21 protein-coding genes are annotated in these 19,956 nt (G+C 69.4%); 15 read left to right on the forward strand and 6 right to left on the reverse strand.

The genetic code is table 11. From position 1 onward, the window contains the following. Window positions 1-51 precede the first annotated feature (51 nt). The 3 genes from HUA75_RS02900 to HUA75_RS02910 are packed head-to-tail and all read right to left on the reverse strand — an operon-like array spanning window position 52 to window position 2,781. Window positions 52-666 (reverse strand): GDYXXLXY domain-containing protein, encoded by a 615-nt coding sequence (locus HUA75_RS02900; protein WP_141647963.1) that lies wholly within the window; start codon window positions 664-666, stop codon window positions 52-54. Then, on the reverse strand, window positions 666-1,769 hold the full coding sequence (locus tag HUA75_RS02905; protein WP_174461518.1) for a DUF4401 domain-containing protein: 1,104 nt from the start codon (window positions 1,767-1,769) through the stop codon (window positions 666-668). Before HUA75_RS02905 ends, HUA75_RS02900 begins: the two co-directional genes overlap by 1 nt. A gap of 1 nt (window position 1,770) precedes the next feature. Beyond that, the gene (locus HUA75_RS02910) at window positions 1,771-2,781 is read right to left on the reverse strand and encodes a DUF2157 domain-containing protein (RefSeq protein ID WP_174485472.1); all 1,011 of its coding nucleotides are present in this window, start codon (window positions 2,779-2,781) and stop codon (window positions 1,771-1,773) included. Between the two features lie 148 nt (window positions 2,782-2,929). Between HUA75_RS02910 and HUA75_RS02915 the strand changes: the two genes are divergently transcribed. The 3 genes from HUA75_RS02915 to HUA75_RS02925 are packed head-to-tail and all read left to right on the forward strand — an operon-like array spanning window position 2,930 to window position 6,116. Further along, complete coding sequence (locus tag HUA75_RS02915; RefSeq protein ID WP_174485473.1) at window positions 2,930-3,763, forward strand: hypothetical protein; 834 nt, start codon at window positions 2,930-2,932, stop codon at window positions 3,761-3,763. Continuing rightward, window positions 3,760-4,677, forward strand: coding sequence for a type VI immunity family protein (locus HUA75_RS02920; RefSeq protein ID WP_217445892.1), 918 nt, complete (start codon window positions 3,760-3,762; stop codon window positions 4,675-4,677). Before HUA75_RS02915 ends, HUA75_RS02920 begins: the two co-directional genes overlap by 4 nt. 23 nt (window positions 4,678-4,700) lie before the next feature. Beyond that, window positions 4,701-6,116, forward strand: a complete 1,416-nt coding sequence (locus tag HUA75_RS02925) for a M14 metallopeptidase family protein (protein ID WP_174485475.1) — start codon at window positions 4,701-4,703, stop codon at window positions 6,114-6,116. A 9-nt stretch (window positions 6,117-6,125) separates the two neighbouring features. Here the strand turns inward: HUA75_RS02925 and HUA75_RS02930 are convergent, their stop codons facing one another. Continuing rightward, window positions 6,126-7,031 (reverse strand): alpha/beta fold hydrolase, encoded by a 906-nt coding sequence (locus tag HUA75_RS02930; protein WP_174485476.1) that lies wholly within the window; start codon window positions 7,029-7,031, stop codon window positions 6,126-6,128. 184 nt (window positions 7,032-7,215) lie between these two features. Here HUA75_RS02930 and HUA75_RS02935 point away from each other — a divergent pair, with 184 nt between their 5' ends. From HUA75_RS02935 to HUA75_RS02975, 9 genes are all read left to right on the forward strand, one after another. Beyond that, window positions 7,216-8,205, forward strand: coding sequence for a MoxR family ATPase (locus HUA75_RS02935; protein ID WP_141648836.1), 990 nt, complete (start codon window positions 7,216-7,218; stop codon window positions 8,203-8,205). An 18-nt stretch (window positions 8,206-8,223) separates the two neighbouring features. Continuing rightward, on the forward strand, window positions 8,224-9,105 hold the full coding sequence (locus HUA75_RS02940) for a DUF58 domain-containing protein (RefSeq protein ID WP_141648835.1): 882 nt from the start codon (window positions 8,224-8,226) through the stop codon (window positions 9,103-9,105). Next, on the forward strand, window positions 9,102-10,100 hold the full coding sequence (locus HUA75_RS02945; RefSeq protein ID WP_174485477.1) for a BatD family protein: 999 nt from the start codon (window positions 9,102-9,104) through the stop codon (window positions 10,098-10,100). The genes HUA75_RS02940 and HUA75_RS02945 overlap by 4 nt, the downstream gene beginning before the upstream one ends. Continuing rightward, window positions 10,075-11,085, forward strand: coding sequence for a VWA domain-containing protein (locus HUA75_RS02950; protein WP_141648833.1), 1,011 nt, complete (start codon window positions 10,075-10,077; stop codon window positions 11,083-11,085). Before HUA75_RS02945 ends, HUA75_RS02950 begins: the two co-directional genes overlap by 26 nt. Continuing rightward, window positions 11,082-12,143 (forward strand): VWA domain-containing protein, encoded by a 1,062-nt coding sequence (locus HUA75_RS02955; protein ID WP_141648832.1) that lies wholly within the window; start codon window positions 11,082-11,084, stop codon window positions 12,141-12,143. Before HUA75_RS02950 ends, HUA75_RS02955 begins: the two co-directional genes overlap by 4 nt. Continuing rightward, window positions 12,140-13,147: a tetratricopeptide repeat protein gene (locus tag HUA75_RS02960; RefSeq protein ID WP_174475696.1), complete on the forward strand. Its 1,008-nt coding sequence runs from the start codon at window positions 12,140-12,142 to the stop codon at window positions 13,145-13,147. The genes HUA75_RS02955 and HUA75_RS02960 overlap by 4 nt, the downstream gene beginning before the upstream one ends. Next, entirely contained in the window at window positions 13,131-14,993 is a 1,863-nt protein-coding gene (locus HUA75_RS02965; protein WP_174485478.1) for a BatD family protein, read from the forward strand. The genes HUA75_RS02960 and HUA75_RS02965 overlap by 17 nt, the downstream gene beginning before the upstream one ends. Beyond that, the gene (locus HUA75_RS02970; RefSeq protein WP_141648830.1) at window positions 14,990-15,700 is read left to right on the forward strand and encodes an SH3 domain-containing protein; all 711 of its coding nucleotides are present in this window, start codon (window positions 14,990-14,992) and stop codon (window positions 15,698-15,700) included. Before HUA75_RS02965 ends, HUA75_RS02970 begins: the two co-directional genes overlap by 4 nt. Before the next feature lie 98 nt (window positions 15,701-15,798). Beyond that, complete coding sequence (locus HUA75_RS02975; protein ID WP_141648829.1) at window positions 15,799-16,167, forward strand: hypothetical protein; 369 nt, start codon at window positions 15,799-15,801, stop codon at window positions 16,165-16,167. Between the two features lie 12 nt (window positions 16,168-16,179). Here the strand turns inward: HUA75_RS02975 and HUA75_RS46420 are convergent, their stop codons facing one another. After that, the gene (locus tag HUA75_RS46420; protein WP_254627348.1) at window positions 16,180-17,631 is read right to left on the reverse strand and encodes a lipopolysaccharide assembly protein LapB; all 1,452 of its coding nucleotides are present in this window, start codon (window positions 17,629-17,631) and stop codon (window positions 16,180-16,182) included. A 371-nt stretch (window positions 17,632-18,002) separates the two neighbouring features. On the opposite strand from HUA75_RS46420, the gene HUA75_RS02990 reads away from it, so the two are divergent. Continuing rightward, window positions 18,003-18,410 (forward strand): response regulator, encoded by a 408-nt coding sequence (locus HUA75_RS02990; RefSeq protein ID WP_174485479.1) that lies wholly within the window; start codon window positions 18,003-18,005, stop codon window positions 18,408-18,410. A 24-nt stretch (window positions 18,411-18,434) separates the two neighbouring features. Here the strand turns inward: HUA75_RS02990 and HUA75_RS02995 are convergent, their stop codons facing one another. Then, window positions 18,435-18,761: a PilZ domain-containing protein gene (locus tag HUA75_RS02995; RefSeq protein WP_141649449.1), complete on the reverse strand. Its 327-nt coding sequence runs from the start codon at window positions 18,759-18,761 to the stop codon at window positions 18,435-18,437. A gap of 270 nt (window positions 18,762-19,031) precedes the next feature. Between HUA75_RS02995 and HUA75_RS03000 the strand changes: the two genes are divergently transcribed. Both HUA75_RS03000 and HUA75_RS03005 read left to right on the forward strand, forming a co-directional pair. After that, window positions 19,032-19,451: a hypothetical protein gene (locus tag HUA75_RS03000; protein ID WP_174453648.1), complete on the forward strand. Its 420-nt coding sequence runs from the start codon at window positions 19,032-19,034 to the stop codon at window positions 19,449-19,451. Between the two features lie 17 nt (window positions 19,452-19,468). Beyond that, window positions 19,469-19,951, forward strand: a complete 483-nt coding sequence (locus HUA75_RS03005) for an ATP-dependent helicase HrpB (protein WP_174485480.1) — start codon at window positions 19,469-19,471, stop codon at window positions 19,949-19,951. Window positions 19,952-19,956: the final 5 nt, after the last annotated feature.

Here is a 19,956-nt window from a genome sequence, read left to right on the forward strand (position 1 = left end):
GATGATGCGCGAAACCCGCCCGGGAGTCAATCCCGAGAGGGCGCGGTGGGGTTACGGCGTGTCGGTGGGTGCCACTTCCGTGTCGGTGGGAGACGGTGGCGTGTCGTCGGTGGGGGACGGCGCCATTTCGTTGATGAGAGACGGTGGCGTGTCGTCGGTGGGAGACGCTTCCGGGTCGGGCCCGGCGCCGAGCGGCTGGCGTTGCTCGTCCCTGAGTCCGACGAGGACGCTGGAGCCGTTGGTGGCGGCGCGCAGCTCTCCGTAGCGCGCACGGGCGTAGTGGTCCGCGTGACCTTCCTGGAAGAAGAAGGACTCGGCGCCCAGGCGTGTCCTGCCTTTGCGCGTGCGGTAGCTCAGCTTGAACTCGCCGGGGGCGAGGGGCTGGTCGGGGCTGTCCATGCGCACGAAGCGGCCGACGCCGTGTTCATCCAGCTTGAGCACGAGCAGGCCGGAGCTGGGGCCGTCGAGGCCGTCGACGTTGAGGGCGCGGGTGAGGGCGTAGTCGAGCACCATGTAGTCGCCCTGCATCAACGAGCGAGGGTCTCGAGGGGCCAGCTCCAGCAGCACGGTCTGTCCGGTGGCGAGGACGTGCTCCTTCTGGGCGACGAGGCCGAGCGGAACGAGGAGCGCGAGCGCGAGTCCGACGAAGAAGAGGATTGAACGCATCAGCGTGCCTCCGCCGGCGTGGAGGCCGTGGGGTAGCGCCGTGTGAGGACCCATCTGAGCGCGAGCAGGACGAGCCCACTGCCGGCCAGCGCGATGGCCTTGGCCAGCAGGGTGAGGCCCAGGTCGTAGTAGTACCAGGCGCCCGAGGCGATGAGGAACGCGACGGCGATGCCGAGCAGGATGCTGCTGCGGCGATGGAAGCCGAGCGTGAGCAATCCGACGGCGGCGATGACCGCGGGCGTGTGCGGGGTGATGAGGGCCGTCACGGTGAGGGCGGCGAAGACAGCCGCGCCCGCGACGCCGGTGGGGTCCAGCTCCAGCTCCCTCATGACGTTCCAGGCGGTGAAGAGGGTGATGGTGGTGAGGCCCACGGTGAGGGCGGGGATGGGCAGGGCCGCGCGCTCGAAGAGGAAGGTGCCGATGACGTCGGGCAGGCCCCGCGCGAGGAGCACGAGCGGCAGTCCGCTCGCGAGCGCGAAGGCCGCGGGGCCGACGAGCGCGCCCCGGGGACCGGCGCTCAGGCGCGACTGGAAGAGGAAGAGGCCGTGCGCGAGCGCCGCGCACGCGAGGATGCCGAGGTCCAGTCCCACGCCGCCCAGCGCATCCCAGAGGATGAAGAGCGCGGCGCCGGCCATGTTGAACGTGGCGAGGAAGCGCATGACGGGGTCTGGGAAGGTGACGAGCAACGCCGCGCAGACGATGAAGTGCGCGACGGCGGGGATGATTTCGTCACGGGCCATGAAGGCGATGCCGCTGGTCGTCAGTCCCACGCCGGCCAGAGCCAGGGCGAGGGCGAGCTGCTCCAGGAAGGCGCCCTGGCCCGAGCGTCGGAGGAAGGTGGCGCCGACGCACAGCAGGACGCCGAGGCAGAGGAGGGCGGCCTCTTCCTTGTAGAGGCCGGTGCAGCCGAAGAAGCTCAGCAGGAAGGCGGCGGACACCCAGGCACCGAAGCCGGCGAGGGCTTTGACGAACCAGGGTGTGGCGGTGCTGGAGCGCTGGTGGACCTCCAGGGTGGCGAGCGCGCGGGCCTCGGCGTGCTCGTCGAGCTGGTGCTCGCGTTGGAGTTCCTGGATGACGTGTCGCAGGGAGGGACGCAGGGACATGTCAGGACTCCTCGGTGGCGCCGGTGGCGCGGGCCTCGGCGCGCAGCCAGCTGACGGCGAGCGCGACCTGTCCGATGAGGACGAAGGGAAGGATGAAGAGGGTGAGTTCGTCGGCATCCATGTCGACGATGAGGATGCGGCCCGCGACGGTGGTGATGAGCGTGATGAGGCTGAGCACGCCGATGGTGAGCAGGAACAGCTCACCGCGAAGGTGACGGTGGAGCGCGTATTCGGCGGCGAAGGTCGCGACGAGCAGGGCCAGGGCGACGACGGCGCCGGAGCCGACTTCGGAGGGGATGACGATGAACGCCTTCCCGGCGGCGAGCAGGGGAGCGGTGGTCATCGCCGCGAGCACGCGAGGCATCCACCGGTCCGCGAGCCAGGAGACGCGCAGGTTGGCGAAGTGTTCGTAGGTGGCCCAGGCGAAGCCGTTGAGGAGGCCGAGGGCCACCGCGAGCCAGGTGATGAGGCGATCCGTGTCTCCGAGGACCTGCTGTTGGAACAGGATGAGGCCGGTGTTGGCGAGGATGACGAGCAGCATCCACAGGGGTGGGAAGCGCGACATGGCGACCCACGGGAGGATGAGGACGGCCCACCCGATGAACAGCTCGTATGGGTCCGCGCCCGTCTGGTAGGCCTGTCCGTAGACGGCGAGCAGCGCGCCGACGAGGACGGAGGAGGCGAGCAGGCAGAGCTGGCCCGCGAGTCTGTCGCCTAGCTTGCGAGCGCCCAGCGCGGTGCCGGCGATGGCGGTGGCGATGAGGCCCAGCTTGCCGAAGCGGTGCAGGGCGGCCCAGTTGTAGGCGAAGAAGTAGATGACGCCGGAGAGCACCAGCAGCGCGCCGAGTCCCAGCAGCGTGGACGACACGAAGCGGCGCCAGGCATCGGCGGGAGGCGAGGCGGTGGACAGGTAGAGCGCGCGCTCCAGGTTGGATGGAGGGATGACTCTGGCGTCCGTGAGCGCGCGGAGGCGCTCGGGGGTCGCATCGAGGTCGAGCAGGTCTTTCGGCACGGTCGCGCAGTGTAGCCAAGACGCGGGCGTCACGGGGTGCCGCGCGGGTGGGTTGCGAGCCCCGTCGTGTCCACGAAGGCGCGTGGTAGGTTGCCCGCGTCGCGAGCAGTCGAGGTCGGGTGGTGCCGTTCGGGAGGGAGCGGAGTCCATGTCCCAGGTCTCGTCCGCCGTGCTTCGCGCCGTGGCGTGGTGGGTCTGCGTGTTGCTGGCCGGGTGCTCGACGACGAGCACGGGGCGGCACGAGCGGTCTGGTCGCTACGAGCAGACGGTGGACTCGGCGACGAACGCGTGTCTGCGAAATCCCGCCTGTTACACGCAGGTGGGAGACGATGCCGTGTTGCCGTGGCTGTCGCGCGCCGCTTCGGGGGCGCGGACGGTGGTCGCGACGCTCCGGTTCCTGGAGGCGGCGGAACTCGCCCAGGTCGAGGAGATCCTCGTGGACTGCGCGAAGCGGGCCAACTTCGAGGTGAATGAGCGGATGCTGGGAGAAGGGAAGCGACCGACCCGGGAGTGGTGTGAGAAGGAGGTGCGACGCGATGCCAGGAACAACGTGGTGACGTGGGCGATGGAAATGGGGAGTGCCAAGCACGAGGTCGCACTGGAGTGTGCCCGGGCGCGATTGGGTGAGCGGTTCCCAGGGAGCTTCAGCGTGGAGCCGCGTTATTTCCCGGATGCGAGGACGAGTCAGTTGAGGCTGCTCGAACCAGACGAAGTGAGGCAGTGGCTCGCGGATGGACTGTTCCATCTCCTCGCGGGCACGTTGGTTCCCGATGTCGTGATACACGCGCAAGGGGACCCGCTGAAGATGCAGACTGCCTATGACTTCAAGTTTCCCTGTGCGAGTCCGAGCGAACCATCGTGGAGTCCCTATCCGAGGGGTGGTCCACACTCGACGCAGGACCAGGGGGATGCCTACTTGAGGCTGCTGATGCTGCAGATAAAACCGGCGCGTGTCTCTCCCAGGTGGGGAATCTCACGATGAAACGCGCTCCCAAAATCCGCGCGCATCAGGACGTCGAGGGAGAGCCATTCCTGGTCCTTCGAGACAGCGTGAGCATCTCGTTCTATCTCCAGTGCGAGCACTCGCTGATTTCCCATCGGGTCCGACACGCCTTGGAGGTCTATCTCCGTGCGGTGGGGATGGATGCCTTGGATGAGTTCGACACCCAGAAGGGTGAGTGGGACGTCCTCGACGAAAAGGGATGGGGGCAGGTTGATGAATGGCTGTCGCGTCCCCACTCCGCGCGCATTCATTTGAGAGGCCGCGGAGGAGATGAACTGGCTTTCGGATTCAACTATCTGGGAAAGTCACTGGAGGATCCGCTCGCACGGTCTTGGGGCCTTGTGCCGACCTCAGCGGTGGAGTTCTGGCTGCCCACGGAGTTTCTAGAGGCACAGGGTCCAGAGCGGGTGCGCGCACTGGTATTGGAATTGGCGGAGGGGCTTCCATTCAACTCAGGTGAGGTCGGACTCGCATTCCGGATGCGAGGATGGCTCCAGAGCAATATTCAACCGGTGCGTGCCGCCGCGCTTCGTCATCCTGGCATTGGCCTGTCGGGGATGGATGAACTCACCGACCAATTGGGTGCGCTGATTCGTGGACCTGTCTGGCTCACCTTCTTGGGCTCTCCGGTCCTGGACAAACTGGGAGGAAGCGCGGGGCTCCGCGACCGTTTGACGTTTCCGGGGACCACGGTGCGGGAACTTGATGGCTCACGGGCCATGGTGTCCCTGGGCGAGTGGCCCGAGGCGGGAGACCTGGAGGCCGGAGATAGACTGCCGCACTACCGCGAGCTGGCACGCGTGCTGGAGCCGTGGCTCTACAGACACGAAGGCCCATGGGGCAGCCTCACCCCAGAAGAAATCCGTCGCTGGGAGCGCCGCTTCCTTGATTGACTCGCGACCTTAAGGACACCGCCATGCTCCACGTCGGACGCAGTCGCTACAGTCAATTCGTCGCTCGCTGCCTCCTCGTCTTCACCTGGGGCCTCGTGGGCACGGTCCACGCCCGCTCCGCGCAGTCCGCCGCTCCCGCCATGTCCTCCTCTTCTTCCGTCTCCATCCCCGGCCCCCAGGCGCTCGCGGCGCAGTGGGAACAGGTCCACTCGAAGGCGCTCCCGGTGGCGCCGCTCGTCCGGCACCCCGACGTGGAGCAACACCTCAAGGCCCTCCAGGCCCGCGCTCCCGACTTGTTCCAACTGGAGGTCGCGGGGCACTCGGTGGAAGGGCGCGCACTCTACCACGTCACGCTGGGCACCGGCCCGCGCCACATCCTCCTCTGGTCGCAGATGCACGGCGACGAGCCCACCGCGACCACCGCGCTGCTCGATTTCTTCGAGTATCTCCGCACGCATCGCCAGGAACCGTGGGTCGCGCGGCTGCTCTCCAGCCTCACCCTCCACGCCGTGCCCATGCTCAACCCCGACGGCGCCGAGCGCTTCCAGCGTCGCAATGCCCAGGGCATCGACATCAACCGGGACGCGCTTGCGCTCCAGACGCCCGAGGCCCGCACCCTCAAGTCCCTGCGCGACAAGTTCCAACCCTCCGTCGGCTTCAACCTCCACAACCAGAGCTGGCGTCACGCGGTGGGCGACACCGGTCGCCCCGCCTCCATCTCCCTGCTCGCCCCCGCCTTCGACCGCGCCCGGAGCGACAACCCCGGACGCATCCTCGCGAAGAAGGTCTGCGCGGTGATTCGAGACGCCGTGGAGACGCTCGCGCCCGGGCAGGTCGGCCGCTACGACGACTCCTTCGAGGTGCGTGCCTTCGGCGACAACATGACGCTCTGGGGAACGCCCACCGTCCTCATCGAGACCGGCGCGTGGCTGTCCCTGCCGCCAGACGAGCCCCTGGTCCGCCTCAACTTCGTCGCGCTCGCCACGGCCCTGGATGCCCTGGCGAATGGCCAGGCCGAAAAGGCCGACGTCTCCCGCTACGACTCCATCCCCGAGAACGAGAGCTCCGGCCTCGTCCACCTGCTGCTCAAGGGCGTCGGCATGTTCGGCGCGGACGGCAAGCCCTTCACGGGCGACGTGGGCATCGCCGTCAGTCGCGCCGTGCGCGGCCAGGGAAAGAAGCTCCTGCTCGCGCACGTGGGCAAGGTCGAGGAGCTGGGCGACCTGCGCATCCTCGGTGCGGTCGAGACCGTGGACGGCAAGGGACTCTTCGTCGTGCCGCTGACGGGCAAGGGCGCGAAGCCCGGGGACACGTACCGGCTCACCCGTCCCGCGAAGCAGTCCCTGTCACTGGGCCAGCGCGCGGACCTGATGCTCCTGAAGCCGCTGGAGGCGTCCGACACCTTCCGCATCGAACGCATCATCCGCTTCGACCCCTGAGCCGAGCCGCTACGGAGCTTCCGCCTCCAGGAACGCCTTCAGCTCCGGAAGCACGCGCTCGGGGCGCTCCTGATGAGGGCTGTGCGCCGCGTCCACGCGCAGCAACCTCGCGCGCGGAAATCGCCGCAGGGCCTCCTCGGCGAGCGACAGGGGCAGGACGTCCTCACGCTCACCCCAGATGAGGAGCACGGGGACCTTCACTTCGGCCAGCCGCTCGCGGTGGTGGAACACGGGCCCCGTCAGGGGCACCAGTCGATTGAAGGCCCGCGTCGCCTCGTCACGTCCGCCAGGGGCCGCCACCAGCTCGTACTCCAGCTCCCCGAGCCGCATTCCCAAGGGCGTCGGCACCGGAGGCATCATCCGCGCCCAGGCCCAGGGCCCCAGGGAGCGCGCCAGTCGCTCCGGTCCCGCGCGGAAGAAGACGCGGGCCTTGCGCTCCAGCTCCGGACCCAGCCCCATGCTGTCCACGAGCACCAGCCGCTCCACCGGCACACGAGCCCGCAGGCTCAGCTCCAGCCCCACCAGCCCGCCCAGCGAGTGACCCACCACCGCCACGGGCCCAGGGGCGAGCCGCTCCAGGAGCGCCTCCACCGGGTCGGCGAAGAAACGCACCCCCTCCTCGGCCGAGCGGACGGGGCCCTCTCCAGGGGACGACATCCCGAAGCCCGGCAGGTCCACCGCCAGCACCCGGTGCCCCCGCGCGAGGGCCGTCAGGTACGCGAACCACGTCGAGGCCGCCCCGCCACGCCCGTGGAGGAGCACCACCGTGGGGCCCTGGCCCCCCTCCAGCACCCGCAGCGCGCCCCCTCCAGGCACCCAGTGCACCGTCGCCTTCACCCCGGGGGAGAGCTGTGCCAGCAGGCTGGCCTCCACCGGGCCCGCCGTGGGGGACTTCGCCAGGGGAGAGCCCTTCATGGCCCGTCCTGGGGCCCCACCGGGCCGCGCGGGGTGGTACAGAGGGTGGGGGGCAAGAGGGCCATGGGGTGGAGCCCTCCGGGGGGCCGACTCGGAACTTACTGGAATGCCCGCCCTTCTGCGGTGTTGAGCCCGATACCCGGTCAACCCTAGGCTGCCCGCCGCCAGTCCTTACCGAGGCGTCATGAACACGGACATCCGCGCGCTAAACGAACGCGTGCAGCAGGAAAGCAGCTTCGTCGAGGTCCTCAACCAGGAAACCGGCAAGGTCATCGTCGGCCAGCGCTACATGCTGGAGCGCATCCTCATCGGCTTCTTGTGCAATGGCCACGTGCTGCTGGAAGGCGTGCCCGGTCTCGCCAAGACGCTCACCGTGCGCACCGTGGCGGACGCGCTCAGCGCCAGCTTCATGCGCATCCAGTTCACCCCGGACCTGCTGCCCGCCGACGTGGTGGGCACGATGATCTACAACCAGCAGGCGGCGAACTTCACCGTCCGCAAGGGTCCCATCTTCGCCAACATCGTCCTCGCCGACGAAATCAACCGCGCGCCCGCCAAGGTGCAGTCCGCCCTGCTGGAGGCCATGGCCGAGCGACAGGTGACGATTGGCGACCAGACCTTCGGGCTGCCCTCGCCCTTCCTCGTCCTCGCCACGCAGAACCCCATCGAGCAGGAGGGCACGTATCCGCTGCCCGAAGCGCAGGTGGACCGCTTCATGCTCAAGGTGAAGGTGGGCTACCCCACGCGCGACGAAGAGAAGGTCATCATGGACCGCATGTCCGGTGGCACGACTCCGCGCGCGCAGAAGGTCATCGCGGTGGAGCACCTGATCCGCGCCCGCGAGCTCGTCCACCAAATCTACATGGACGAGAAGGTGAAGGAGTACATCCTCAACGTGGTGTTCGCCACGCGCGAGCCCGGCAAGTACGGCCTCAAGGACCTGGCGGACTACATCCAGTTCGGCGCCTCACCGCGTGCCACCATCTCCCTGGCGCAGGCCGCGCGCGCACATGCCTTCCTGCGCCACCGGGGCTTCGTGACGCCCGAGGACGTCAAGGCCATCGCCTTCGACGTGCTCCGCCACCGCATCGCCATGACGTACGAGGCGGAGGCCGAGGACCTCACCCCGGAGAAAATCATCCAGCGCGTGTTTGATCGCGTCGAAGTTCCCTGACCGCCCGACGAGCGACCCGTGCTGCCCAAGGACCTCATCCGCCGCATCCGCAAGCTGGAGATTCGCACCCGCAAGGTGGTCTCCGACATGCTCGCGGGCCAGTACCACTCGGTCTTCAAGGGCCGGGGCATGGCCTTCTCCGAGGTGCGGCAGTACCAGCCCGGGGATGAGATTCGCATCATCGACTGGAACGTCACCGCGCGCATGAACGAGGCCTACGTCAAGGTCTTCACCGAGGAGCGCGAGCTGACGGTGATGCTCCTCGTGGACGTGTCGGCCTCCAAGGAGTTCGGCTCGCGCGAGCGCACCAAGTCGGAAATCGCCGCCGAGGTCGCCGCGCAGATTGCCTTCAGCGCCATCGCCAATAATGACCGGGTGGGGCTCATCCTCTTCTCGGACAGGGTGGAGAAGGTGGTGCCGCCGCGCAAAGGCCGCACCCATGTACTGCGCCTGGTGAGCGACATCCTCACCTTCCAGCCGGTGGGCAAGGGCACGGACCTGGCGACGGGCCTGACGTACCTGACGCAGGTGGCGAAGCGGAAGGCCGTCACCTTCCTCGTCTCCGACTTCCAGGCGCGCGATTTCGAGAAGCCGCTGCGACTGGTGGGGCGCAAGCACGACCTCGTCCCGGTGGTGGTGGAGGACCCGCTGGAAGAGGCCTTCCCGCGCCTGGGGCTGGTGGAGATGGAGGACCCGGAGACGGGAGACCGCTTCGTCGTGGACACGAGCGACCCGGGCGTGCGCGGACGCTATGCCCGGGCGATGCAGGGCGCGCGCGACGAGCGCCGCAAGCTCTTCAAGAAGCTGGAGTTGGACCACGTGGAGCTGCGGGCCGGAGATGACCACGGCAAGGCGCTCGCGCAGTTCTTCCGCGCGCGGGCCCGGAGGATGGCGGCATGAGCCGGTGCATGGTCCTGCTCGCGGTGCTGCTGTGTCTGGGGACGCTTCCGGCGGGGGCGAAGTCCCAGCCGAATCCCCCGGGCGTGCCCGCGCACGAGGTGACGCAGCCCCTGGACGTGTCGGTGCGCGTGGAGCCGCAGCAGGTGCGCATCGGCGACCCGTTCACCTACCACGTGGTGCTCACGCATCCGAAGGACCACCGCTACGAACTGGCGGTGCCCAAGGAGACGGGCGACTTCGAGTTCCTGGACCAGACGCGTCAGCGCCATGACGGGCCCGACTCGGCCACCACGACGTTCGCGGTGCGCCTGTCCGCCTTCGCGCTGGGCACGGTGCAGGTGCCGCCGCTCGAGTTCGACGTGGCGACGCCGGAGGGGCCGCGTCACTACTCGCTGCCAGGTCGCGAGGTGGAGGTGGCCGCCACGCTGCCCCCGGACGCCGAGGGCAAGGGCGCGGACCTGTTCGACATCCAGCCGCCGCAGGAAGTGCCCATCCGCTCGTGGCGGCTGGTGCTGACGCTGCTGGGCGTGCTCGCCGCGGGCCTGCTGGCCTGGGCGCTCGTGCGCTGGTGGAAGAACCGCCCCAAGCACGTGAACCTGCCGCCGCCCTTGCCCTTGGACGTGCGCACGCGCAAGGCGCTGGACTCGCTCAAGGCGGAGAACCTCCCGGGGCGTGGCCACGTGAAGGACTACTATTTCCGCCTGTCCGAAATCGTCCGAGGGTATCTGGGCGAGCGCTATGGCTTCGAGGCGCTGGAGTGCACCAGCTCGGAGCTGATGACCGCGCTGCGCCGCCTGTCTCCGCTCGGGCTTCCCGAGGACAAGCTGATGCGCTTCGTGTCCGAGTCGGACATGGTGAAGTACGCCCGGGCGGATGCGACGCCCGAGACCTGCCGAGACGCGCTGCTGTTCGGCTACGAACTCATCGACAAGACCTACGTTCCGCCCCCGCCGCCTCAGGCTCCCGCCAATGCCGCCGCTCCCCGCGTTCAATAACCCCGAGGCGCTCTGGGGACTGCTACTCGTGCCGCTCCTGCTGGTGCAGGCCTGGCGGGAGCGTCGCGCTCGCGCGCCCCTGCGCTTCTCCGCGGCGAACGTGTTCGCCCGAAGTGGCAAGGGCCTGCGCACGTACATGTTGCCGCTCTTGCCGCTGTTGCGCGCGGTGGCCGTCGCGGCGGCGGTGTTCGCCATCGCCCGGCCCCAGGTGCGCGACTCTCGCGTGCGGGACTTGTCGGTGGAGGGCATCGACATCGTGGTGGCGTTGGACCTGTCCACCTCCATGGAGGCGGGCGACTTCCGGCCGCAGAACCGCCTGCACGTGGCCAAGGAAGTGCTCAGCGAGTTCATCGCCAACCGGGTGAATGACCGCATCGGCCTGGTTGTCTTCGCGGGCGCGGCGTACACGCAGGCGCCGCTGACGCTGGACTACGGTGTGCTGAAGGAAGTCATCAAGCAGCTGCGCACCCGCGTGCTGGAGGACGGCACCGCCATCGGTGACGCGCTCGCCACGTCGCTCAATCGCCTGCGGGACTCGGAGGCGAAGAGTCGCGTCGTGGTGCTGATTACCGACGGCGACAACAACGCGGGGAAGCTGTCCCCCATCGACTCCGCGCACATGGCGGAGGCGCTCCACGTGCCCATCTACACCATCCTCGTGGGCAAGGGCGGCAAGGTGCCCTTCCCTCAGGGGACGGACCTGTTCGGCAACACCGTGTGGCGCGAGACGGAGATTCCCATCAACCCGGAGCTGATGCAGGACATCGCGGACCGCACGGGCGGCGAGTACTACCGCGCAACGGACCCCGAGGGCCTGCGCCGCGGACTCCAGAAGGTGCTCGACTCGCTGGAGCGCTCCAAGCTGATGGAGGGGGGCGCCTCCGCGACGTACCGTGAGGAGTTCCATCCGTTCCTGCTGGCCGCCTTTGGTCTCGTCGCGCTGGAGTTGCTCCTGCGCGCGACCTTCCTGAGGGTCTTCCCGTGACGCCCGTGGAACCCTGGCGCTTCACCGTGCTCGGCTATCAGGCGGGTATCGCCCAGCCGTTGTTCCTGGGGCTCGTGCTGGTGGGCGTGCTGCTGGGATTGCTCGCGCTCACGCTGTCGCTGAGGCGCCGCTCCCGCGTGCGCGCGGTGCTGCATGAGCGGCACGCCGAGCGCTTCACGCCGGGCATCTCCGTGTGGCGTCCGGCGACGCAGGGCAGCCTGTATGGCCTGGGGCTGGCGCTGTTCGGCTTCGCGTTGGCGCAGCCGCAGTGTGGCACCAAGAGCGAGCTGACGAAGCGGCGTGGCATCGACGTGGTGGTGGCGCTGGATGCGTCCAAGTCCATGCTCGCGCGCGACGTGCAGCCCAGCCGGCTGGAGCGCGCCAAGCTGGAGTTGACGACGCTCCTGGACGAGCTGAAGGGCGACCGCGTGGGACTGGTCGTCTTCGCGGGGGATGCCTTCATCCAGTCGCCGCTGACGTCGGACTACTCGGCGGTGAAGCTGTTCCTGCGCGCGGTGGACCCGGAGGTCATGCCCCAGGGGGGCACCAACGTGGGCGCGGCGCTGCGGCTCGCCCATCAGGTGCTCGAGAACGCGGACCGCGGCTCGAAGGAGCGCGTGGTCGTGCTGTTGTCGGATGGCGAGGACCTGGTCGGCGACGTGGGCGAGGCCACCGACGCGCTGAAGGAAGCGGGCGTCCAGGTGCTGGCGGTGGGCGTGGGCTCCGAGGCTGGCGAGCCCATTCCCGTCTATGACCGGCGCGGCGAGTTCGTGGACTACAAGAAGGACTCGGCCGGAGACACGGTGATTACGCGCCTGGACCGCGCGGGGCTGACGGCCATCGCGGAGGCCACCGGTGGGGCCTTCTTCTTCCAACCGCGCGGCGTGGCGATGAGCCAGGTGGTGGAGCGCATCGACCAGATGCAGAAGAGCGAACTCGAGAGTCGGGTGACGGTCCGCTACGACGAGCGCTTCCAGTCCTTCGCGATTCCCGGGCTGGTGCTGCTCGTGCTGGGGATGATGTTGCTGCCGTCCACGCGCAGGAGGTCGTCGCCATGAGCGCGAGCCTCGAGACACGACGACGTCGCGGCGCGCGACTGCTGGCCTGTGTGGCGTGCCTCGTGCTGCCGCTGTCGGCGCTCGGCGCGGGGCCGCTGGAGAGGGACCATCCACGGGTCCAACAGGGACGCGAGGCGTACCTGGCGGGCCGCTACGAGGACGCGCTGAAGGCGTTCGAGGACGCGAAGAAGGAGCGTCCCAATGACCCGGCGGTGGACTTCAACCGGGGCGACGCGCTGGCGAAGCTGGGCCGGGTGAAGGACGCACAGGAGGTCTTCCGCGGGGTGACGGAGTCCAACCGTCCCGACCTGCGACAGAAGGCCTGGTACAACCTGGGCAACCTCGCCGCGACGACGGGGGACCGGGTGGAGGCGCTGAAGTCCTACCGACGCGCGCTGACCCTGGACCCGCAGGACGTGCAGGCCCGGCACAACTACGAGGTGGTGCTGCGAAACCTTCCTCCGCCGCAGGACAACTCGGCGGATGGCGGCTCGGATGGTGGCGGTGACTCCGGGACGGACGGTGGTCGGCCCGACGGCGGCGAGGACGGCGGCACCAAGGCGGACGGTGGGACTCCCGTGGACGGGGGAACCGACGGAGGCCAGGACGGTGGCGCGGATGGCGGTGCCGACGGGGGTGGTGACGGTGGCGCGGATGGCGGAGGCGACGGTGGCGCGGATGGGGGTGGTGACGGCGGCGCGGATGGTGGGGACGGCGGTCAGGAGGGTCCTCCGCAGAAGGGTGATGGCGGCAGCGACGGTGGCTCCGACGGCGGTCAGGATGAGGGCGAGGGCGACCCGAAGGACGGCGGGACGGATGGGGGCAGCGAGTCGGAGGGTGACGCGGAAGATTCGCGCTCGGATGGTGGAGTGAGTCCATCGGAGCTGGACCGGCAGGAGGCGGAGCGCCTGCTGGATGCGATGAAGCAGAACGAGAAGAATCTCCAGCTCTGGCGTTTCCAGCAGAAGAAGAAGCAGAGGAAGGCCAATGAGAAGGACTGGTAGCAGCGGCCCCGTGGCGGTGCTCGTCGGGCTGGCCCTGCTGGCCTCGGCGCCGGCATGGGCGGCGGGCCTCGAGTTCTACCAGACGGTGAACCGCGAGGAGGTGGGCAGCGAGGACACCTTCCTGCTCACGGTGGTGACGGTGGATGCGCCCGCCGACGCCAAGGTGAAGCTGCCGAGGTCGGACGACTTCGAGGTCGTCAACAGCTCACGCAGCACGCAGCGCTCCGTCTCCTGGTCCGGCGGCGGGCCCGCCAACATCCAGGACGTCACCAAGTACGTGATGGTGATGCGGGCCAATCGCGCGGGGAAGCTGACGATTCCTCCGTCGGAGATGACGACCGCGGGCAAGACGCACCGCACGGACTCCGTGCAGATTGACGTGAAGCCGGGACGGCTGGGGCCTCCACCCGCGCAGTCCGGGCGGCAACAGCGACTGCCGGACCCGTTCGCGAGCATGCCCTCACGCCTGCCGGACCCGTTCGCTGATGAGCCGGAGGACGAGCCCACGATTCCCCGAGGAGACTCGGACCTGTTCCTGCGCTCGAGCCTGGACCGGGACGAAATCTTCGTGGGCGAGCAGGTGACGCTGTCGCTCTACATCTACTCGCGCGTGGACCTGTCCAGCGTGGATGCCGTCACCATGCCCAAGCTGGAGGGCTTCTGGACGGAGGAGGTGGAGAGCCCCACGCAGCTGTCCGGTGAGCAGAAGGTCGTCGACGGTGTGCCGTACCGGGCCTATCTGCTGCGCCGCCGCGCGCTCTTCCCGGTGAAGGCCGGCACGCTGTCCATCTCCGCGGCGGAGGCGGACATCACCACGGGCTTCCTCTTCGCGGGCCACCGCGTGCACCGCGTGTCCAACGGGCTCAAGGTGAAGGTGGCGCCCCTGCCGCCCGGTGCGCCGCAGGGCATGTCCAATGCGAACGTGGGCTCCTGGCGGCTCTCCATGGACGTGTCGCAGACGCGCGTGGAGCTGGGACAGCCCATCACGGTGAAGGTCATCCTGGAGGGCTCGGGCAACGTGAAGAACGTCAACCCGCCGAAGCTCACCGGACCCTCCGCGCTGAAAATCTATGACCCCACGACGACGGACAAGGTGGCGCCGCAGCGCAACCGGGTCCAGGGCCGGCGCGTGGTGGAGTACCTGGTGATGCCGCAGCGCACGGGCACGTTCACGTTGCCCGCGCTGGAGTTTCCCTTCTTCGATGCTCGCGCGCGCTCATACGAGGTCTCGCGCACGGACCCCATCACCCTCACGGTGGAGCCCGCGGCGGGCAGCACGGCGCTGCCGCCCACGTCGTCCGCGCACGTGGCGGACTCGGCCAACGAGCAGAAGAACGTGCTGACGTCCGGTGGCTTGCGGCCGGTGCGCTACCAGGCGCGCTTCGTCGCGCCGTCCGAGCCACCGTGGAAGCGGAGCTTCTTCGTGCCGCTGGTGCTGGCCCCGCTGGGACTGCTCGCGGGCGCGGCGCTCCTGGGCGGCGTGCGAGGCCGCATGGCGACGCGCACCGAGGCGGACAAGGGGCGTCAGCAGGCGAAGGCCGCGCGCAAGCGACTGGTGGAAGCGGAGAAGCTCCAGGCCGGCGCCGATGCGGGGGCCTTCTACACCGAGGTGGAGAAGGCGCTGCATGGCTTCCTGGGCGCGCGGCTGGGCGGCCCGGTGATTGGCCTCACTCGCGAGGCCATCGGTGAGCGCATGACCGTGGCGGGCGTGGCGCAGGAGCGACGTGCCCGGGTGCTGTACGTGCTGGAGGCCTGTGACCTGGGCCGCTATGGCGGTGGAGGTGATGCCGCCGCGCGACAGAAGGTGATGGATGCCGCGGTCGCGGCCATGGAGGGCTGGGCGTGAGCGGGTACTACTCGCCTGAAGAGGCGCAGGACGTCTTCCTGAAGGCCAACGAGGCCTACGCGCGCGAGGACTACGCGGCGGCGCAGGATGGCTACGAGAAGCTCCTCTCGCATGGCCATGGCGGCGCGGACGTCCTCTACAACCTGGGCACGACGCATCTGGCGCGGGGGGACCTGGGCCGCGCGGTGCTCTCGCTGGAGCAGGCGAAGAAGCAGGGCGGCCGCGCGCCGGACCTGGAGGCCAACCTGGCCGTGGCGCGCGCGCGGCAGGTGGACAAGGTGGTGGGAGCCACGGCGGAGGAGGAGTTCCTTCCGCGCGTGACGGCGGCCACGGATGGCACCGTGGTGGCGTGGACCTTCCTGGGCACGTGGGTGGCCGCGCTGCTGCTCCTGCTGGTGTGGCGGTGGCTGAAGCCGGGACGCCGCACGGGCCTGGGCATCGTCGCCGCGCTGCTGTTCACCGTGGCGGTTCCCACGGGCGCGCTGCTGGCCGCGCATGCATGGGTGGACGAGACGGTGCACGAGGCCGTGGTGCTGTCGCCCACGCTGGTGGCTCGGGAGCTGCCGCAGCCTGGCGCCCGCTCCATCTTCGAGGTGCATGCGGGCCTCAAGGTGCGGCTCCTGGAGGAGACGGGCCGCTTCGTGCGCATCCGTCTGCCCAACGGACTGGAAGGCTGGGCCGAGCGCGAGGGCGTGGCGGAAATCTGAGCGTTCCGGCACGCCGGGACGAAACCTGGAAGCGCGCGTGACGCCGGGGGTAGACTCTCTGTAAGGGATGGCGGGTTTTCCTTGGAGGTCTCAGCCCCGTGTTCGAAGTCGAGGCCCTTGTCGGGAAGAACCGACTGGTGGTGCGCATCTGGGGTGATATCGCCAGGGAAGAGGCCCAGCGCGTCGGCGACGCGGCGGTGCGGGCCATCGAGCGGTTGCGCCCGCGGTTCGACCTGCTGTCGGACATGAAGGGCGTGACGTCGTTGGACGCCGAGGCCACGGTGCAACTGCGGCGCATCATGGAGGCCGCGAAGGTCCGGGGTTTCCGTCGCGTGGTGCGGGTGGTGGGCCGCTCCGTCGACACGGCGCTCGTCTTCGAGCGCACCAGTCGTGAGCTGGGCTACGACGCGCACCTCGCCTTCTCGTTGGAGGAGGCGGAGCGCCTGTTGGACAGCGGCAGTCCTTGAGTGACGGGCCGCTCAGCTTCGCTTGCCGGTGAGGCGGGCGAAGAGTCCGGGCTTGCGCTCCTTGCCCTGTCCAGCGGAGGCCGCGGACAGCGCTGCGACCTTCAGGAGATTCTGCTGGAAGACGGTGTTGCCCGGCTCCAGCTCCACGGCGCGCTCCAGCAGTCGGGCCGCCCGGACGTAGTCCTTGCGCTGGTGGACGAGGATGAGGGCCAGCTTGCTGTGGAGCGCGGCGGCTTCGGGGGCGCGGTCGATGCCCTTCGTGAGGACCTCGATGGCGCGGTCCACATGGCCTCCGCGCTCCAGCCGCACCGCGCGCTGGAGGAAGTCTTCCGGCGTCTGGGTGGTGGACACCGGAGCGGGCGCGTCCAGGGGCATGGTGGGGCGCATGGGGCGCGGTGCGCGCTCCGGGGGCGCGGGAGCCAGGGCGGGCGGTGGGCTCGCCGCCGACGGGGGGAACGGCGATGCGGGCAGGGTGGGCACCGAGCTCGCCGTGACGTGAGGGGCCGGTGCGGGACGGCTGGCCACTGGTGGCGCGGCGGTGGCCGGGGCGAGGACTCGGGTCGACCCCCCCAGCCCGCTGGGGGCACTGCGTGTCGCCGGAGGAGGCCCGGTGCGCGCCGTGGCGGGCAAGGGGGGCGGACCGGGGCGTGCGGCGGAGGGGTGCTCCTTCGCGGGCGGAGCAGGGGCTCCCGGGAAGGTGACGTGTTCGGTGAAGCCACTGGCGCGCGGGGCCTGGGCGACGCCGGGGCGAATCGCGCGAGTCGGCTGCGAGGGCGCGCTCGGATGCGACCCGCCAGACGTGGTGGACCTCGTGGGACGTGGAGCGGGAGGTGCGAAGGGCTCCTCGTCGCCGAGCGCCATGGGAGAGAGGTCCTCCTCGGCGCCCAGGGCCATGAGCACGGCGGGACGCTCCCCGGTGAGCGTGGGGACCTCGTCGTCCTGAATCGTGGAGGGCTCTTCGTCGTCGAACGCGGGCGCTTCCGGGGTGAGGAACTCGCTGCCGTCGAGCACGGGAAGCTCGTCGGTCCGGCTTCGTCGTGGAGGGCTGCCAGGCGCGCGGCGCAGCTCCAGCACGCCTCGTTCCAGCAGGGCCTTGAGGACGACCTTCACCTCGATTTCAGGCAGCCGCGCCGCGAGGGCGAGCTGGGGCACCGCGTGGACTCCGTCGACGAAGGACGCGATGTGGGCCTCGAACGGGTGGAGGGGCTGCAACGCGATGTTCAGTCCGGCACGAAGGTGCGGCACGGTGTCCGCGTCCATGGGCACGGTGAATCGCGCGGTGGCCAGGTCCTGCGGCGCGGGCCGCTGGGGCGGCGGCCTGGGCACTTCCATGGTCCTGCTGCGCTGGGGTGGGGAGAGCAGGGCCCGGACGATGGTGGGCTCCGTGACGATGTACTCCCCGCTGGCCTGCTCCGGGTCCAGGAGCAACCCGCAGAACTCACACTGGAAGTCGTCCCCTTCCACCGTGCCCCTGCACTCTGGACATTCTAGTTTTGCGGCCATTTCGGGCCCATCATAGCGCTCCGGGACCCCCATCACCTGACGCCTCGCGGGGAGGGGTGAAAATGGGGGCCCGGGGGGCGCGTCTGGAGGGACAAGGCGGCTTCATCCCCCTGTCAGACTGGCTGATGAGCGGGCGGGCATGGAAGTCAGGCATCCCCTGTCCCGTTGGCTTACGTATGGCTGATGCGTGGTGCTCCACACAAATGATGGAGCAACCCTGGTGCGCGTGGTGTCGGCGGGGCTATACCGCGCGCGGCAGGTGGCACCGGCAGTGGGGGTGGCGCGCCCGCGAATCATCGTCCCTCTGAGGTCCAGAGTCGCGCCGGAGAAACATGGTTGGCATGTCCCAGGCACCCTTCCACATCCTGCTCGTCGAGGATGAACCGGTCATCCGGGAGCTGGTGCGCTCGATGTTGAGCGACGGCACCGTGGAGGTGGTGTGCGCGGCCAACGGGCTGGAGGGACTGAAGCTGGCGCGCAGCCGGACCTTCCACCTCATCCTGATGGATGTGGTGTTGCCGCAGCTGGACGGAATCTCCGCGTGTCGCATCCTGAAGAGCGACCCCGTCACCGCGATGGTGCCGCTCTACATGCTCACCGCGAAGGCGAAGAAGTCGGACATGGAGAGCGCCACGCTGGCGGGCGCGGACGGCTACATCCACAAGCCCTTCCGAGGCGCGGAGCTGATGGCGCTGGTGGAGCGCCTGCGAGTGGCCTCGCCTCGCTCGGAACCGGCCTGAAGCGACGGGGACGGGCCTCCCCGCTCAGGGCAGGCGCGGATGGAGGAAGCGCGCCAGGGCGATGAGGTCGTCCCAGTCGAGCTCACCGAACTCCAGGGCCACGCCGTCCGCTTCCCGGCGGCGGATGGTGCAGGTGGTGACGATTTCCTTGTCCCCGGGCAGCGGCAGGCTGAGCGTCAGCTGGCGCTGGGCATCTCCGGGGTGCGCGAGCAGGAACAGCCCCGCCATGGAGACATCGCGGGCGCGGGCCATGACGGCGCGTCCTGGCAGGAGCACTTTCACGGGGAGGGACGCCTCGACGCGCGGGTGGAAGCGCTCGGCGATATGGGGTCCACCATTGGAAGTGTTCATCGGCTCAGCTCCTCACTGCGACAGGGTGCGACAACTCTGAGGCACCTTGCGTGCGAGGCAAGTTTCCGTCCTCGCGCCGCCGTCCCGTGAGACGGACGCTCCTCCCGGCCCCTGGAGTTTCCCTGGCGCGCGCGACGCGGCCAGGAGCGCGGGATTGCTTGGGTTTTCAGCTGGCACGTCGCCTGAAGAGCCCCCCGCGCAACCCGCCGCCGGAGGCAGCTCTTGGACCCGAACCACCGCAGGCTTCAGTCGCTCAGCATCACCCCCACCATGCCTCGGCAGACGCCGCGCAATGACTTCGGCACGGTGCTGGCGCACGCGGCCCACCAGGTGGTGAGCAAGGGGGCGGGGCTCGTGGGCGGGATGATTCCGTCGGGTCCCATCCTGAGCGCGGCCGTCTCCAGTACGAAGATGGCGGTCTCCTCGGTGGTGCCGATGGGCGCGACGACCACGTCGGCCGCGTCCACGTCAGCGGCGGGAGCCTCGCTGGGGACACCGACGGGCAACGGGGATGCGTGGGACCTGCTGGAGGCGCAGAAGGCGCTCAGCGCGGACGGCCAGAAGTTCAACGCGGCCTATCTGCAGCTCCAGAACGAGATGCAGCGGGAGAGCCGCGAGCACAACGCGGTCTCGAACATCATGAAGGTCCGCCACGACTCGGCGAAGGCCGCCATCAACAACATCCGCTGAGAGGGGCGCGGCGAGCCATGAGCGTGGACAAGGTGGGAGCGGTGAGCGGTGCGGGCCTGGCGTCCGTGGAGCCAGGCCGGGAGCGATTCGACAAGGTGCTGGAGGGTGTCCGAGCCCCCGCGCGCGAGGCGAAGACCTCGGTGACGACGGAAGGCGTGGCGCGTCCGCCCGTCGAGGCCACGAGGGGCGTGGCTCGGGCCGAAGGCGGGGGGACGCAAGCCCCGGCGGGATGTTCGGAGGCGAGGACGGGGACGCGGGTGGACTCCGTCCAGACGGCGCGAGAGCAGCAGGCCGCGCAGGCATTGGAGCGGGTGGGGCAGGCGCAGAAGCGCTTGGACCACATCCTGGCGCTGGCGGAGTCGGGTCGCGACTTCACGCCGGGGGAGCTGCTCTCGTTGCAGGCCCAGGTCTACCGGGCGAGCCAGGAGCTCGACCTCGCCGGCAAGGTTGTCGAGAAGGCGACCGGCGGCGTCAAGCAGGTGCTGCAAACGCAGGTTTGAGGAGC

It is taken from the genome of Myxococcus sp. CA040A, assembly GCF_013336725.1.
Classification (GTDB): domain Bacteria; phylum Myxococcota; class Myxococcia; order Myxococcales; family Myxococcaceae; genus Myxococcus; species Myxococcus llanfairpwllgwyngyllgogerychwyrndrobwllllantysiliogogogochensis.